The sequence below is a fragment of the Rhodohalobacter sp. 8-1 genome (assembly GCF_038150125.1).
Taxonomy (GTDB): domain Bacteria; phylum Bacteroidota; class Rhodothermia; order Balneolales; family Balneolaceae; genus SW132.
On the sequence record NZ_JBBVMF010000026.1, the window covers coordinates 14,314 to 30,114 of the forward strand.

A 15,801-nucleotide genomic window follows, 5' to 3' on the forward strand; every position below is an offset into this window, starting at 1 on the left:
AGACAAAGAAGATCATGAAAGATAAAACAGCCCCATTTTTTCAATTGAAATTACCATCAATAGCAGTCATATTCTTTACAGGGTTTGGGCTGCTTGCATGCGATATTCTTAACGTGGAAAATCCTAACAGCCTCGTCGAAGAAGACCTGGATAATCCTGCGGCGGCACCGGCAATAGCCAACGGAGCTGAGGCAACGCTCACTAACGCCCTGGGTGATCTGCTCGCTCCTTACTCCACGGTAACAGATGAACTTACGTGGATTGGAACCCGCGACGCCTGGCTTGCGCTGAATCATGGTGAAACCGATGATCCGCTTAATGAGTTTGTAGACGGTGCATACGCCTCCATCAACGAGGCACGCTGGACCGCAGATAATGCCATCCATCGACTTGAAGGGTTCCGTGAGCAAGGTTCCCTGCAGAGTATAACTCCGCTCGTTCGAAGTTATCTGTATGGGGCAGTAACATACCTGAGTATTGCTGAATCGTTTGATAATTTTGTGATCTCAGATCGTCAGGAAGCTGGGGAGCCCATTGGCAGGGAAAACCTCTATGAATTGATCGATACAGCGATTGAGTATACAGACGAAGGAATTGCACTGGCGACTAACGGGTCGGCATGGGAGACAAATCTGAAAGCTATAAGAGCCCGGGCTCTCTATTCGCGTGCACTTTGGAACCGATTGAAACCTCAGCTGAACACCCAGAGTCCACTTGTTGAAAGTTCAGAGGCGGTAACCGCAGCTCGAGAAGCCCTGGCGGCGATTGGCGAGGAAGCTAACTGGCGATTCCAGATCGAGGTTACCTCAGCAACTCCAAGCAATAATCTTGCTTTCCAGGTGAATGAACGACTCGAACTCCGGATATCTGAAGCATTCGCAGAGCCAAATTCAGAAAATACCAGGGTCGACAGTGTTACTTTGCAGGATCCGATCGATGAGATTCCGGCGCCATTCCTGGTAGAACAGGTCGAAGAGTTCACGTCGGCGGCTGAGTACGCAGATTATACAATCGTATCAGCCCGGGAACTGCACCTCATCATAGCAGAAGATGCAGCGGCCCGCGAGGATAACGGTGACTTTACAACTGCTATCAACAACCTCAGAGCTCTGGATGAATTGACAGATTTCAGTGGCCAGGTATCTGCAAGAGACCTTCTGGAACACTCCAGACAGGTGAATCTCTTTTTGCAGGGACGGCGACTTGCGGATCTCTACAGGTTTGGGAAAACCTCGCCCCAGTGGAATTCATCACGTGTCACGCCCGGCGTGTTCTTCCCGATTACCAACTCAGAAATAACTTCAAACCCAAATGTTGATTTTGGGGATTAAAAGGCAAGAACTACCTTCTTATGAGAACACATTTAAACCTGAGTTCGACTCTTAAATAATGATTTCAAAAAGTCCCCCTTAAAAAAGGGGGATTGAGGGGGATGTTCATTAGATCTATGAAAAAACGATGAACACCCCTCTAATTCTCCCCTTGTTAGAGGAGACTTTATACTGAATAAATGACATAGATTATAAATCGAACTGATGTTTTATAAATCAGAAAACAGCTTCAAATAACCAACCCAATGAAATCTACCATACCAGATACAAAACATTTGCCACGCATACTTAAATCATTCTTTCTGATCGGCGTGATCGCATTTCTGTTTACCCCGGCGCTTTTGGCTCAGAACGACTACTATTTCCCGGGTGATACGCAATTTGATGAGGCGATTCCCACTCCTGAAGAGTTCCTCGGCTACCCGATCGGGTCGCACTACACGCGTCATGACCGAATTGTGGATTACATGGAGGAACTGGCACGGGTGTCTGATAAAGCCAGTTTCCAGGTAATCGGTGAAACCGTGCAGCTTCGTCCCCAGGTAATTCTGACCATCACATCTCCTGAAAACCATACCAACCTGGAACAGATACAGCAGGAACATTTGACGCTGCTTGATCCGGATGTGGAAGTCGTGGATGCGGAAACAGCAAAATCGATCATCTCGCTTGCGTACAGCGTTCATGGAAACGAATCATCAAGCGGGGAAGCGGCACTTTTGACCGCCTACTACCTGGTGGCCAGCGAAAAGGAGGAAACACAGCAATTTCTCGATGAGGCGGTGATTCTGCTTGATCCGGCTCAAAATCCGGACGGACGCGATCGGGCGGCTCACTCGCACAACAGCTATAAATCCTTCCCGCCCGTGGCCGATCCCAATGATATCGAACATAACGAGGTTTGGCCCAATGGCCGCAGCAATCACTTCCTGCACGATCTGAACCGGGATTGGTTTGCAGTAACGCAGCAGGAAAGTGAGAACCGTGTAACGTTTTTTCAGCAGTGGTATCCAAATATCCAGATCGACTTTCATGAGATGGGAACCAACAGCACCTACTATTTGGAACCCACGCAGCCGGAGCGGACCTGGAATCCGGTGGTTCCCGAATACCGGTATGATGTGCTGGGCCCGTTGATCAGTAAATATCAGTCTGATGCCCTGGATGAACTGGGATCGCTTTACTGGACCAAAGAGGTGTTTGATAATATTTCTCCCATTTATGGTTCTACCTATCCGGATATTCTTGGAGGTGTAGGAATTACGTTTGAAGTGGGAAGTTCGCGCGGATTGGTACAGGAAAGTGTATCCGGAGATGTGACGTTCCGATCGACGATCCGCAAACACCTGATTACGGGTATTGCAACGGTCAGGGCAGGAGTATCTGAAAAAGAAGCTTTGTTCGACTATCAAAAAGAGTTTTTCCGTACGGGTATTGAAAAGGCTGAATCGCAGCCGGTAAGAGCCTACTATTTTGGTGATTCCGGCGACGTGACTCTGACGGACAAATTCCTGAATCTTTTGCTCACGCATAACATCGATGTGTACGCGCTTGATGAGCAGCAGGAAGTAAACGGAGAAACATTTGAGCCGGGGTCAGGATTTGTTGTACCCACCAGCCAGCCAAATTATCATATTCTGCACGATGTATTTGAATCTCACACCAGCTTTGCTGATAGTGTGTTTTACGATATCACGGCCTGGTCGCTCGCACCTGGTTATGGCATCAAACATGAGAAAGCAGAATCAGGCAGCTACGATCGGAACTGGGGAACGCAGGTGACTGAGCTTCCTGAACGGAATGGCGGTGTAGAAGGGGGGCAGACCGATTACGCTTATCTGCTGCCCTGGAGCGATTACAATGCATCAGCCGCACTTTATTCTTTGCTTGATGAAGGGTTGGTCGTGCGGAATGCCCATCAGCCGTTTGTAGCACCCACAAGAGTAGGAGAACGTGAGTTTGGCTACGGCTCAGTTATTGTTGCCGCCGCAGAGCAGAATATTTCAGAGCGGGATCTGTTTGAGGTTATTCAATCCACGGCAAATGAATTCAACCAAACATTCTATGCGACCGATACCGGGCTGAGCCGATCCGGAATCGATTTGGGCAGCCGGAATTCGCAGGTTGTTCATAAACCGGAAGCCGCCATCGTATTTGGAAACGGGGTGCGATCAACGGAAGCGGGTGAAGCGTGGTTTCTGCTCAACAGGCATCTTGGGATGGATATCACGAAGATTGATTCCGGTGATTTTTCCCGTGCTGACCTCAACCGTTACAACACAATTGTTCTTGTTGATGGCAATTATAATCAATGGAGTGATAGTACAGTGGAAAGCCTCCGAAGCTGGGTACGAGCAGGCGGGGTGCTGATTACCAGCGGCGGAACCAGTGAGTGGGTCATTCAGCAGGAAATCGTAACGGAAGATCTGCTTGCGGATGAGTCGGAAGAAGAGGCCCCAGAGTCGCCCCGGTTCAATTACGAAGAACGGGACGATCGCCGGCGCGCAAATTCAATACCGGGTATCATTCTGGAAGCTGATATTGATCCCTCGAATCCGATCGCCTTTGGAGTACCGAATCGCCGTCAGCTTTTTATTAAGCAAAGCGACAACTTCCTGAAACAGAGCAGTAATCCATACGGAACGGTTGCCAGGTTTACGGAAGATCCACTGGTTGCCGGATTTGTAAATGATAAAAATCTGGATCGGATCCGGAATACGGCAGCGTTGCTGGTCGCTGAAGAAGGGAGCGGTAAGGTGATTCTCTTTTCAGAAAACCCCAACTTTCGCAGCTACTGGCATACCACCAGCCGCCTGTTTATTAATGCGATCCTCTTTGGCCAGAATGTGAATATTTAAAAACCAAAGTTCGATTAATAATCAATTTCATTTATTCGGTACGGAGTCTCCCATAAAAAGGGGAGATTTCGAGGGGTGTTCATCGATTTTTCCACGATTTGTTAACGCATCCCCCTGAATCCCCCTTTTTTCGCCGTGGGCATCCCTTCGGGAAAGGGGGACTATTAATGTCCGTCTTTATTTAAGAATCGAACTCACAAGGTTAAAAAGCTCTCAAATCAATAAAGTAAAATAGCCCCGGCATTAAACCGTGGGCTATTTTACTTTAAGTGAAGAAATCAGTTGAGCGTTAACTGAACATTAAGGTTAAGCTCTACTTCGTCAGATACCACAATACTTCCCGCTTCTGTTACGGCGCTCCATGTGAGCCTCAACTCTTTCCGGTTCAGCTTGCCATTGATTTCAAATCTCGCTTTTGTATTTCCGTATGGATCCCGAACGGTTCCGCCGTATTCCATGTCCAGCTCTACGGTTTTTGTATTGCCGCGGATCGTTAGATCACCTGTAAGCTTATACACACCAATATCCACTTTCTTAAATGCAGTTGTTGTAAACGTTAGTTTCGGATGCTCGGCTGCATTAAAGAAATCAGCCGACTTCAGGTGCTTATCCCGGTCGTCATTTCCGGTGTCAATGCTGTCGATGAGAGCTTCAAACGTAATAGTTGCGTTTTCAAACTCGTCGTTATCCGTTTCGATGGATGCATCAAACTCTTTGAATTTGCCGGTTACTGTTGAAATCACAAGGTGCTTAACTTTAAAGGTGATTTCAGAGTGGGATTTATCGATTGTCCATTTGGTGAGTGTTTCAGTAGTCATATCTGAGATGTTATGATTGATGTTTAATTATTTAATGTTGAACTAATTACGCAGTTTTAAACTATCTGTCAATAGGGGAGTTAATTATTTTTTGTTCTACCAGAAAGTTTGTGGGTAAACAAAAATATTCGATATACGGCTTCTCATACAGTCTCATAAAGACAGTTGGATAAATCAGTACGCAAAACCAATTATTTGTGTTATTCGATAGGACAAAGTGTATTGCTTTTACAGATTCTTCATAAACCGGAAAATCACCGCTTTATTCAGAATGACAATTATTCGGCAAGAATGGAGGGCGGCGTGAAGACAAGGCGATATTGAAAAAACGACTATTGTATCCACGCCGCCCGTTTGTTATCCCATGAGTGTGTCATCCTGATCGAGCCAAAGTAGTTGATGGCGCAGAGAAGGATCTGCAAAAGCAAAGGTATATTATTTGATTTTTTTTTAAATCTTCAGAGAGATTGTTCACTGATTTTACTTCCAACACACAATCTTTCTGGTAGGACCCTTTTTTTTATGACACTCGGTGGGTTAAAAAATTTCAGAAGAAACGTTAAGTATTTTGAAGTGAGGCGACCGGAGAAAAATTGTTTAGTCATACTACGACCTTTCGCTGTCGGTCTTCATCAAACCCGCAGAAAGCGCTTTTGCATTTTTGTGAGTAAAATCCCTTCATTTACTGGTAAAAAACCGTATTTTTAAGGTTTTGATAATTCATAATAGAGTCGTTTAATGACCTATATTGCTTTTGCACTGAAAGAGAGAAAACTGCTTTCATTTGCAGTCTCATTTACATTTTTTTCAAGCTTTGGACAAACGTTCCTTATCGCGCTTTTTGTCCCTTTTTTTCTATCAGCGTTTGACCTGACGAACGCATCCTTCGGAACACTTTATTCGGTTGCTACGCTGACAAGTGCTGTCTCCCTGCCGTACCTTGGCCAGTGGATCGATCGAATTGCACTCCGCCGGTACAGCATGCTTGTTGCGCTTGGGTTGTTCACATCAGCTGTTCTCATGACGATCTCCTGGCATATATCAATCCTGTTTATATCGCTGGTGTTACTGCGGCTCACGGGACAGGGGCTAAGCAGTCATACCGCACAAACAACAATGGCGCGATTTTTCGATCATCAGCGGGGGAAAGCACTGAGTATATCAAATCTTGGATTTCCGCTGGGCGAGGCGATTTTTCCGGTAGCTATTGCGGGGCTGCTGGCACTATTTCACTGGCGGGTTACGTGGGGGATTATCTCGGCGCTGATACTTCTCGTGCTCATTCCCGCCATTTGGGTTTTAGTTCGTGAAAGTGAAACCGTGGCTGAAAAAGAGGATGAACGAAAACGGGATGTATCAACAAAAGAGAGCTATAAAATTATATTTAAACACCCAAAACTACTCTTTGTTTTACCATCAATTCTGCTTCCTCCATTTTGGGCAACCGGTCTATTTCTGTACCAGGTTTCATACGCCGATCAGCTGGGGTGGACGGCTGCAATCATCGCCTCATCATTTATAATGTTTGCGGCAACCCGAATACTCATGGGACTTTTTACAGGCCCTTTGGTTGATAAATATTCGGCGCATACTGTTTTCCCATTCTTTTTGATTCCAATGATACTCGGTTTTTTTATCGGCGGTCAGTTTTCGTCACCCTGGGCAGCGTTTGTGTATATGGGCCTGTTTGGTGCAACGTTTGGTATGGCGGGAACGGTGAAGTCAGCTCTTTGGACAGAAATGTTCGGATTGGGAATGATTGGTACTGTTCGCAGCCTATTCTCGTCAATTATGGTTGTAAGTACAGCTGCGAGCCCGTTTATTATGGGGCTCTGGCTTGACAGCGGCGTCACAATGCCATCAATCTTTCTCATTGCATTGGTAACGACTATCATCGGCGGGCTGTTTTCACTTCGTCTGCTGTTTGATGGGCAGCTGGAAGCCTGATTCTGTGTTAACAATAGCGGCAGGTTTTTAAACCCAACCTGATCTGAATCAGTGGGTTGCATTTATCAGGAATTTCACTTTCTTTGGATTTTGCAACTGAAGGAGTTCAAATGACATTTGAGATCGCTTTCGTACTTATTCTATTGGTCATCGCTACATACCTGTTCGTAACAGATCATATAACGTACGATGTAACTGCAGTTGTGATTATGGTCAGCCTGCTGGTCAGCGGTATACTAAGCCCGCAAGAAGGCCTTTCGGGATTTAGCAATCCGGCGACTATTACAGTAGCTGCCATGTTTATTTTAAGTGATGGAATCCGGCGCACCGGTATATTAAAAACCGCCGGCGATTTCTTCTCTGAACGTATGCTGGTTAACTTTAACCCCTGGCTGCTGTGCCTTCTGGTATTCATTGGAGTCGTCTCGGCTTTCATCAATAACACCGCCGCAGTGGCTATTTTCATTCCGGTAATGATGAGCATCTCCACCCGCATTGATGTTAGCCCGTCTAAGCTGCTGATGCCTCTCTCATTTGCCGGTATGTTTGGGGGAGTGTGCACGCTCATTGGTACGTCAACGAATATTTTAGTGAGTTCTATTGCTGTGGAGCGAGGCTTGGATGCCATTGGAATGTTTGAATTTACAGGCATGGGGCTGATTTTTCTCGTCTCCGGACTGCTGTTCATGTTTACTATTGGAATAAAAATGATACCTGAACGGAGAGAGCAAGGCAACCTCACCAAAGATTTTGAGTTGCAAGACTTTCTCACCGACATCATTATCAATTCAAAGTCTGACTTGTTAGGCAGAATTTTTGACAAAAAAGAGCTTACAGAAGAACTTGATCTTGATGTTATACGGATATTCAGGGAAGATATGGATTCATCAGCCCAGCGGAATAAAGTTAAGTTACGGTCCGGAGATACTATTCGGATCAGGGGAAACAAAGAGGAGATAAAAAAACTTGTGGCACGGGAAGATATTAGCCTCAAGCCACCGAGAGAGTGGGCTGATATAGACCTGCAACAAGGCCAGGATGCATTGGTTGAGGTGGTAGTTGCCCCCGAAGGCGGTCTGGATGGATCGAATTTAAGAAAGTACAACTTTTACCAAAAATTAGGTGCCGTACCCCTTGCAATACGTCATAAAGAGAGATTAAAGCATAATGATCTTACAGAACAGGAGCTTTCAAGCGGAGATTCACTGCTGCTGATCATGGATAGCGAACGACTGAATGAAATAGAATCTGATCCGTCCGTCATTATGGTTACCGATCCGGATATCATGACGCAGCGAAGCAACAAAACACCGCTTGCTATTTCAATAGTTGCCGGTGTGGTACTTACGGCAGCTCTTGGAATTACCTCAATTGTGGTTAGTGCTGTAACAGGTGTTGTGCTGATGATTTTGACCGGCTGTCTTAAAACGAGCGAAGCATACGATGCCGTGAACTGGAAAGTTGTGGTACTTCTTGCAGGTGTGCTGCCGCTTGGCACGGCTATGGATAAAACTGGAACGGCAGAATTACTCGCTAACATGATGATTTCAGGCCTTGCAGATTTTGGTCCGACCGCGCTGATGTCGGGATTCTTCTTGATTACACTTCTTATTACAGCCGTGATGTCGAACAACGCTTCAGCAGCGCTTCTGGCCCCAATTGCCATCCAGTCGGCATCCACAATGGGCGTAGAACCTGAGCCATTCCTGTATGCGGTCACATTTGCGGCATCGCTGAGTCTGATCACCCCATTTGGCTACCAGACCAACACGATGATTTATGGTCCGGGACAATATAAAGTTGTTGATTTTTTTAAGATTGGAATCTTACTTAATCTCATATTCTGGATTCTTGCAACTATCTTTATTCCCATTATATGGTCTTTCTGATGGACCTTTTAATTATATACCGGCCACGGCACGATTTTATCAAGTTTCGCGTTGAATACACCAAGATCAAAAAAAGATATCAGTACTATGAAATGGATGCTAACTTTAATATTTATAGGATTATCAATGACAGTCCAAAACTATGGTGATGAAACAGGTAACGACATGGAAGTAGCTACATTGGGAGCAGGGTGCTTTTGGTGTGTAGAAGCTATTTATCAGCGCGTGGAAGGTGTCGTGGACATTGAGTCAGGGTACGCAGGAGGCCATGTAGAGGATCCTACATACGATCAGGTTGTTCGCGGAAATACCGGCCATGCCGAAGTGGCGCGTATAACGTATGATCCTGAAGTTATTGATTTCGAAACTCTGCTCGAAGTATTTTGGCATACACACAATCCTACAACTCTCAATCGGCAGGGTAACGATGTTGGGCCGCAGTACCGGTCAGCTATTTTCTATCACAATGACGAGCAGAAACGAATCGCGGAAAAATCATTGGAAAAAACGGATGAGTCTGATCTTTGGGAAGATCCCATCGTTACGGAAATAACACCGCTTAAAAATTATAGTGTAGCCGAAAATTATCACCAGAACTACTATAACAACAATCCCAATGCGGGATATTGCTCAATTGTAATTGCTCCAAAAATCGCGAAGTTTAAAAAAGATTTTCCCAATTTGCTGCAAGACAGTATTAACTAACCTGAACCTAACCAAAATCAACCACCATGCTTAAAAACAGAATCCTTACCATCATTGCCGCGTGCTCACTGGCCCTGCTGATTTCTCTGCCTGTTGCTGCCCAGGAGCGCTCAAACGACGGCGCAAGAACTAGCCCCAATGCAGCCGTAAGCCAGACAATTGGTACAACCGAAGTTACGCTTACCTACGGCAGGCCAAGCGTGAACAACAGAAATATTTTTGGTGGACTGGTACCATACGATGAAGTCTGGAGAACAGGAGCAAATGAATCAACGGCTATTACCTTTTCTGATGATGTTCTTATCGAAGGAGAACGGGTTGAGGCCGGCACATATTCGCTCTATTCAGAACCAGGAGAAGAAACATGGAGCATCATTATCAATGATAAACTCTCATGGGGAACACAGTACGATATGAGTGAAGATGTACTTCGCGTGGAGGTTGATGCCGAAGAATCTTATTTCGTAGAACAGATGCTGATCTATTTTGAAGATATTTCGGAAGAAAGCGGAGATATGGTCATTCATTGGGCTGATACACGTGTTTCGGTACAAATTGAGCCTGTGAACGAATAACCAGCGCCCAATTACAAGATATGTTTCAAAAAAACTCCCGTGACTAAATTACGGGAGTTTTTTTATAAATTAATCAGCGCGTAAAGTCATTCTCGTCCATTTCCACTTTTCAGCAACAACCACTACCAGGGCTGCAGGCAGTTAAGGCTGGATTCATCTGAACTGCTTTAATTGTATCAACGCTGGGCTTAATTCCATATGTTTCTTTTGCAAGGCAATCGGTCTGTTTAGGAATCAGTTGAAAATGAGTATCACTGAATTCAACTCCATATCTGCCAATCGTGTCTGACTGATACTCTATTTCAACATCAAGATCATCGTCGCCAATCAAAGAACCGACTTTATTAAGGATACCGAGTAATTTCTCAGCAGATAATCGGTGCTGGTAATCCTCTGCAGTCCAGAGCTGCATGCTTACGGCCGACTCTTTCCTTATAGTGCCGCCACAATCAACAAAATGTTTGGTAGACAGACCTGCTTCAGTAATGTGAAAGTGAGCGGGAATGTCAGATCCGGCAGGTGTTTGGAAACGGACGCCATCAACCGTCTGAAGTGCTTTTTTAAATTCTGAAAGTTTCATGTGACTTGGGGTAAGTGGTTTTTGATTTATTCATCGTAATATTACGATTAAATAAACTTTATTCAAATAGTTTGATGAATTTTTTATGGTTTATAAATACCTGCCTTTTGCCTGATTTTGTTTGCTGAGTTTAAAGAAATGAATAGTAAACAGAATGATCGGTGATCCGGGAAAATCAAAGATACAAAGCTTTTCACAAGCCATATTGGGTTAGGGTGATTCTAAATAAAAAAGGTTCTACCAGAAAGTTTGTGGGTCCATGTTATAATCCTATGCATGGTCTGATTAAGCCAGGTGGTTCATAAGGAGATTATTCCAGCCATTTTATAGCACAAAACCTGTTGCTTTTTCAGATTCTTTGCCCAAGGCATCCCTCTCGGGGCACAATACGGAAAACCTCCGTTTTATTCCCGAGGGGCAGGCAGAATGACAATGATTCGGCTGGCGTGTCGGGCGGCGTGAAGACAAAGCGATATTGAAAACGACGAATGCACCCACGCGCCCACTTGCTAACAAATGAGCGCATCATCCTGATCGAGCCATTGTCGTTGATGGCGAAGAGAAGGATCTTCAAAAGCAATGGCCTATAATTTTAGAAAATTTTGAACATGTTCTGAGCGATTATTCACATATTTTGCCATCAACCCAAAAACTTTCCGGTAGAAACATAAAAAAGAAAGCCACAACTTGGATGTTGCAGCTTTCTTCTGTTGCGCGTCAAGTAAAAATGTTACTTAGCGGATGGGCTGTTGGCTGACAGGGTTACCGTCATAACCGTATGAGGAGACCCGGCTTCCTCCATCGCCTGAAGAACACTCTGCAGGCCCTTGAAGATATTTTGAGCCGGTCCATCGAGCATGGTTTCGTAGTGGGTAAGCTCCACATCAACACCATGACCTTTCATGGCCTCAATCTGTTCATAAATCGGATCCATGTAATTTCCCCCGCCCATCGGGTAAAGGGCAAATTTGGCGGACAGATCCTGTTCGACAGATTTAATCAAATCTTGATTCATGAGAACATCATCCGAATCCATATACGCATGGCCTTCGGTATCGCCCGGGCAGCCAACCGAAAACGTGGCGCTGTACACCACATGCTCGCCGGTTTTAGCAATCTCCAGAAACGCAGCCTGAGTGACATCAAATATATGCGGAATACGGCCTCTTACGATTGTGCTCACACGATCCGTTTTCATCCATACTTTAGACGAATCTACTTTTTTGATGGCCGTCAAAATAAGATCGGCAAAGTTATCACACATAGGATAGAGTGAAAAACTGACGCCAGCTATTCGCGGTTGATCCTGGTTTTCTTCAGACATAGTTGAGTTTTTTAGTTAAATGTTCTAATCGGCTTAAAATCTGAATTCAATTTCAGCAAATACGTGACGTGGCGGCTGAACGATGTAGCCCGGTGTGTCGATTGCGCCATCGAAATTGGTATCAAGCGGTGCGCCGTTTGTGAAATAAAGTTCGTCAGTAATGTTATTGATTTTAACTGAAGCGGTGATGTTGTTTCTAAGCCGCGCATCGACACCCAGATCTGTTTTAAAAAATGATGGTAAGATCATATCACTCTGGTTGGTCAGTTCGAGGTACGCTTCGCCCATAAAACGTCCTGAAAGCGTTACATCGAGCCATGCCTGCGGCGAGTAGGTAAGTGAACCATTGATCAGCCAGTCCGGGCTCAGGATCGATTCAACATCCTCATAAACCTGGTCAGACCCGCTTGGTGAAAATGAGGCAATGTTTGTCTGCATCCACGTGGCGTTTCCGGAAAGCGTGAATTGTCGGTGCAGAATCCATCGTATCTGTGCCTCCAGGCCATAACGTGAACTTTCATCGATATTTTCACGAAGCTGAATAAATCCTTCCGGAATGTAGTCGCCTGTTGGAGAGATTTCGTTGCTGAACTTCATAAAAAATCCATTCAGTTTACCTGCGAACCGGGTAGAGCGAAAGCGAAATCCGCCCTCGTAATCATTCACATATTCAGGCTTAACTGAGTTGGGATCACTTACCACATCAAGGTTCGAGGCATTGATATTTGTGGCGCCCAGAATATCCTGCCGGGTGGGTTCACGTCCGCTTCGTCCGAATGACGTGTATACGTTAAAATGATCATTAATGAAATAAGTAACCCCGATTTTTGGGCTTAGAAAGGTGTATTGGCGCGTAGGAACATCAACCTGCGAAGCAGAGACGTTTTGATCTGCCAGGTATGAGAGGTCCGGGTTCAGATCAAGCCAGACGGCACGCAGCTGTAAATCGCCATAGAGCTCAAGGTCTCCAAATCTTCGCGAGGCTTTCACGAAGGTGCTGATCTCATCCTTCTTAGATTCATCACTGTAAAAAGTAGTTTCACTCTGGGGTTCAAACGATTCTTCATTGACGCGATCGAATCGGTAGGCGTGCAAACCGCCAGACAGATTAATCCGGTCTCCTTCGGCAAACTGAAGGGTAGACTGCAGACCATAGTGATCGTTAAACAAGCTGAAAATTTGCTGAATGAACTCGCCATCTTGTCCTGCATAACCAACGGGAAAATCACCGCCGGCACCACCGTAGTATAGAGATGAGGTTAGTGTGAGCTGATCAGTAAAACCCCTGCCATACTGAAATTGCAGAAACTGCTGTCCGAAATTATCGATGTCGTGAACCGACAGATTGTTTGTGGTGGGGTCTTCCCTAATTTGATCAATTGGGATGTGCGTGTAGGCAAGCTCATTCTTTGTGAAGCCGGTGAAAGCTGTCACTTTGAAGATATTGCGGCTCCCAAAATATCCGCCCGACATAAAAAACGAACGTGAGTCGGTACCACTGTTATCTCGATATCCGTCTGATTCTGTTTTGCTAAAGCGGCTGTAGAGTCCGTAATTGTCAATCGAGCCCGTGTTCAGCTCAGCACTTGCGCGGTAGGAGTTAAAAGCGCCGCCAGAGAGTTTCAAGCCGGCGGATGGGGCATCCATTACAATATTACGGGACTCAAAATTAATAGACCCGGCGTACGATGCCGTTCCATGAGTGGTTGTACCCACACCACGCTGCACTTGTACCGACTGGATGCTGTTTCCGAAATCGTTGAAATTAGAAAAGAACACACCCTGGTCAATCATGTCGTTTAGCGGAATGCCGTTTAAGGTCATGTTGATGCGGGTTTGATCCATCCCGCGCAGACGCATGTAGCCGTAATTGGCAAAACGGGTTCCGGCGTCTGAGTGCGTTAGTATAGATGGCGTGAGCCGTTCCAGCGTGTAGATAGGATCCTGGCCGATATTATCCTGCTCAATTTCGGCTCGGGGAATGGTGGTTTGCGAAACAGGCGCCTGCGCATCTACCCGCACGTCATCCACAAAAATAGTGCTGCCGCGGAATGATGAGGGTGTTAGTGATATGGTAATAGGCTGATTCGTCCGGCCCCGTTCCAGGCTGACCTCTTTTGCGAAATAACCCACGTAGCTTACGATGAGTACAGGACTATCCTGATTCTGTTGCAGTTCAAGGCGAAACGATCCGTTTTGGTCGGTAACCGCTCCGTTCTGAGTTCCCTGTTGCAGAATGGTGGCTCCATGCAGCGGTTCGTTTGAAACGGAATCCTGAACAGTTCCCTGTATAGTTTGAGCTGAAAGCAGGTCCGGCCCGAAGAAAACGGCCAGCAGAAATAGAAATGAGTATAATTTTAACGTTTGAAACATGATGCCTCCATCAATTTACGATTCGATTGAAGGAGGGGGCACAACATTTTTGCTGATATCGATTGATATCATGCAGATGCTGCAGATCTCGGTTTCCCTACGCCGGTATAACCCGGTTCAGGTTCACAGGGTATGATCTCAGTCCCATTACTGCGGGACACCCCCAACCTTTGGTTGATTGATTAAAAGGTACGGCTGTTTGATGTGGGCTTCAAGAAAGGATTGCGGGTAAACAGTTTTTTCTTGAATGACAGAAACAGTTGCCTTTATGCAAGGCAGTGGCATTTAAATAAACATGTTGAAATTGCGTTATTCAAATGTGCAAACTATATTGATTATAGAACGAATCAGTCTATCATGCTGAAAAAAATTAAATCTTATCTGATATTTTTTAATAACAAGCCTTCGTATCATGTGGAAGGATCTGTCTATGGTGGACTCCGTATAGATATAGACAAATACTATTCTATCGAGGAGAACCAAAAAGAACTCGAAGAGATAAATAACACTTTTGGTAAAGTGTTTAGTAACAAAAAAACTGAACAAGAAGAAGAGCTTACTTCGATCACCTAAAATTGAATGCCCGCTCTGAACACAATTCTTATTCCGGTATTAGGTGGTTTTATATTTGTAAAATACAGCTATCTGACGCGATTTAGGGCAGTAAGGGATAATGGGTATGTGATTCTTTTTAAGTCTGCTGTGGTGGGACTGTCCTTTTATGGTTTTTCGTTTTTGCTATGGAGAGCTGCTATACTTGATGAATATGCCAATCCAAAAATACCTGAGTGGATAGAATTTCTTCATGATTTTCTAGCACATCCAGAACTATTGCCCGCTTTGCTTTCTCTTGTATTTATCGGGACTGCGCTAACCACGTTTAATTATATTCTCGATAAAGATGAAATGAAAAAAAGGATTATCAGACAGGATGATGATGCATTCGAAATGACACTTTTAAAGTCATTTGAAAGAAACAGTGAAGTTCTGATTACACTTGATAGCAGAAAGGTGTATATGGGGAAAGTAACCGATACGTATTTTTGTGTTAATGATGAAATTCAATCGATAATGTTAAATCCATTATCTAGTGGATATAGGGATTCAATAAATTTTAAAATAGAATTTACAACCTATTATGGCGAGATATATAAACAGATTATTGACAAACCCGAAGAATTTGATGTAAAGGTATCTGATTTTTCTGTGGCAATCCGATATGATAAAATTGTTTCCGTTAGTCCGTTTGATCCAAAGACGTATACAAAATTCAGAGAGTTAGGCACTAAATAAATACTGCTTATTCCATGGTACAAATGCTCAAGCAAGTTTGCACTGATCATTATAAAATTTCAGGCTTACTACCTAAACGAGTTGTAATGACAGCATCAAACAAAGTCC

12 protein-coding genes and 1 riboswitch are annotated in these 15,801 nt (G+C 44.7%); of the genes, 8 read left to right on the plus strand and 4 right to left on the minus strand.

Annotated elements, in window-relative coordinates:
- Nucleotides 1–14: 14 nt before the first annotated feature.
- Both AABW11_RS18065 and AABW11_RS18070 read left to right on the plus strand, forming a co-directional pair.
- Nucleotides 15–1,331, plus strand: a complete 1,317-nt coding sequence (locus AABW11_RS18065; RefSeq protein ID WP_340106680.1) for a hypothetical protein — start codon at nt 15–17, stop codon at nt 1,329–1,331.
- A 245-nt stretch (nt 1,332–1,576) separates the two neighbouring features.
- Entirely contained in the window at nt 1,577–4,189 is a 2,613-nt protein-coding gene (locus tag AABW11_RS18070) for a M14 family metallopeptidase (protein ID WP_340106682.1), read from the plus strand.
- 278 nt (nt 4,190–4,467) lie between these two features.
- On the opposite strand, the gene AABW11_RS18075 is transcribed toward AABW11_RS18070, so the two are convergent.
- Nucleotides 4,468–5,007, minus strand: a complete 540-nt coding sequence (locus AABW11_RS18075) for a YceI family protein (protein WP_340106684.1) — start codon at nt 5,005–5,007, stop codon at nt 4,468–4,470.
- 738 nt (nt 5,008–5,745) lie between these two features.
- On the opposite strand from AABW11_RS18075, the gene AABW11_RS18080 reads away from it, so the two are divergent.
- From AABW11_RS18080 to AABW11_RS18095, 4 genes are all read left to right on the plus strand, one after another.
- Nucleotides 5,746–6,954, plus strand: a complete 1,209-nt coding sequence (locus tag AABW11_RS18080) for an MFS transporter (protein ID WP_340106686.1) — start codon at nt 5,746–5,748, stop codon at nt 6,952–6,954.
- Between the two features lie 110 nt (nt 6,955–7,064).
- Nucleotides 7,065–8,843 (plus strand): SLC13 family permease, encoded by a 1,779-nt coding sequence (locus AABW11_RS18085; protein ID WP_340106688.1) that lies wholly within the window; start codon nt 7,065–7,067, stop codon nt 8,841–8,843.
- 165 nt (nt 8,844–9,008) lie between these two features.
- Nucleotides 9,009–9,548 (plus strand): peptide-methionine (S)-S-oxide reductase MsrA, encoded by a 540-nt coding sequence (gene msrA, locus AABW11_RS18090; protein ID WP_445263800.1) that lies wholly within the window; start codon nt 9,009–9,011, stop codon nt 9,546–9,548.
- A 26-nt stretch (nt 9,549–9,574) separates the two neighbouring features.
- A complete protein-coding gene (locus AABW11_RS18095; RefSeq protein ID WP_340106692.1) occupies nt 9,575–10,123 on the plus strand; it encodes a DUF2911 domain-containing protein in 549 nt (182 codons plus the stop codon).
- 109 nt (nt 10,124–10,232) lie between these two features.
- Here AABW11_RS18095 and AABW11_RS18100 read toward each other — a convergent pair whose 3' ends face one another.
- From AABW11_RS18100 to AABW11_RS18110, 3 genes are all read right to left on the minus strand, one after another.
- Nucleotides 10,233–10,703 (minus strand): DUF6428 family protein, encoded by a 471-nt coding sequence (locus AABW11_RS18100; protein WP_340106694.1) that lies wholly within the window; start codon nt 10,701–10,703, stop codon nt 10,233–10,235.
- Between the two features lie 730 nt (nt 10,704–11,433).
- Nucleotides 11,434–12,027 (minus strand): YkoF family thiamine/hydroxymethylpyrimidine-binding protein, encoded by a 594-nt coding sequence (locus AABW11_RS18105; RefSeq protein WP_340106696.1) that lies wholly within the window; start codon nt 12,025–12,027, stop codon nt 11,434–11,436.
- 33 nt (nt 12,028–12,060) lie between these two features.
- Nucleotides 12,061–14,400: a TonB-dependent receptor gene (locus AABW11_RS18110; protein ID WP_340106698.1), complete on the minus strand. Its 2,340-nt coding sequence runs from the start codon at nt 14,398–14,400 to the stop codon at nt 12,061–12,063.
- A gap of 77 nt (nt 14,401–14,477) precedes the next feature.
- Nucleotides 14,478–14,575: riboswitch (TPP riboswitch) on the minus strand.
- Between the two features lie 182 nt (nt 14,576–14,757).
- On the opposite strand from AABW11_RS18110, the gene AABW11_RS18115 reads away from it, so the two are divergent.
- The gene (locus AABW11_RS18115) at nt 14,758–14,973 is read left to right on the plus strand and encodes a hypothetical protein (protein WP_340106700.1); all 216 of its coding nucleotides are present in this window, start codon (nt 14,758–14,760) and stop codon (nt 14,971–14,973) included.
- Between the two features lie 6 nt (nt 14,974–14,979).
- Nucleotides 14,980–15,693, plus strand: coding sequence for a hypothetical protein (locus AABW11_RS18120; protein ID WP_340106702.1), 714 nt, complete (start codon nt 14,980–14,982; stop codon nt 15,691–15,693).
- Nucleotides 15,694–15,801 lie beyond the last annotated feature (108 nt).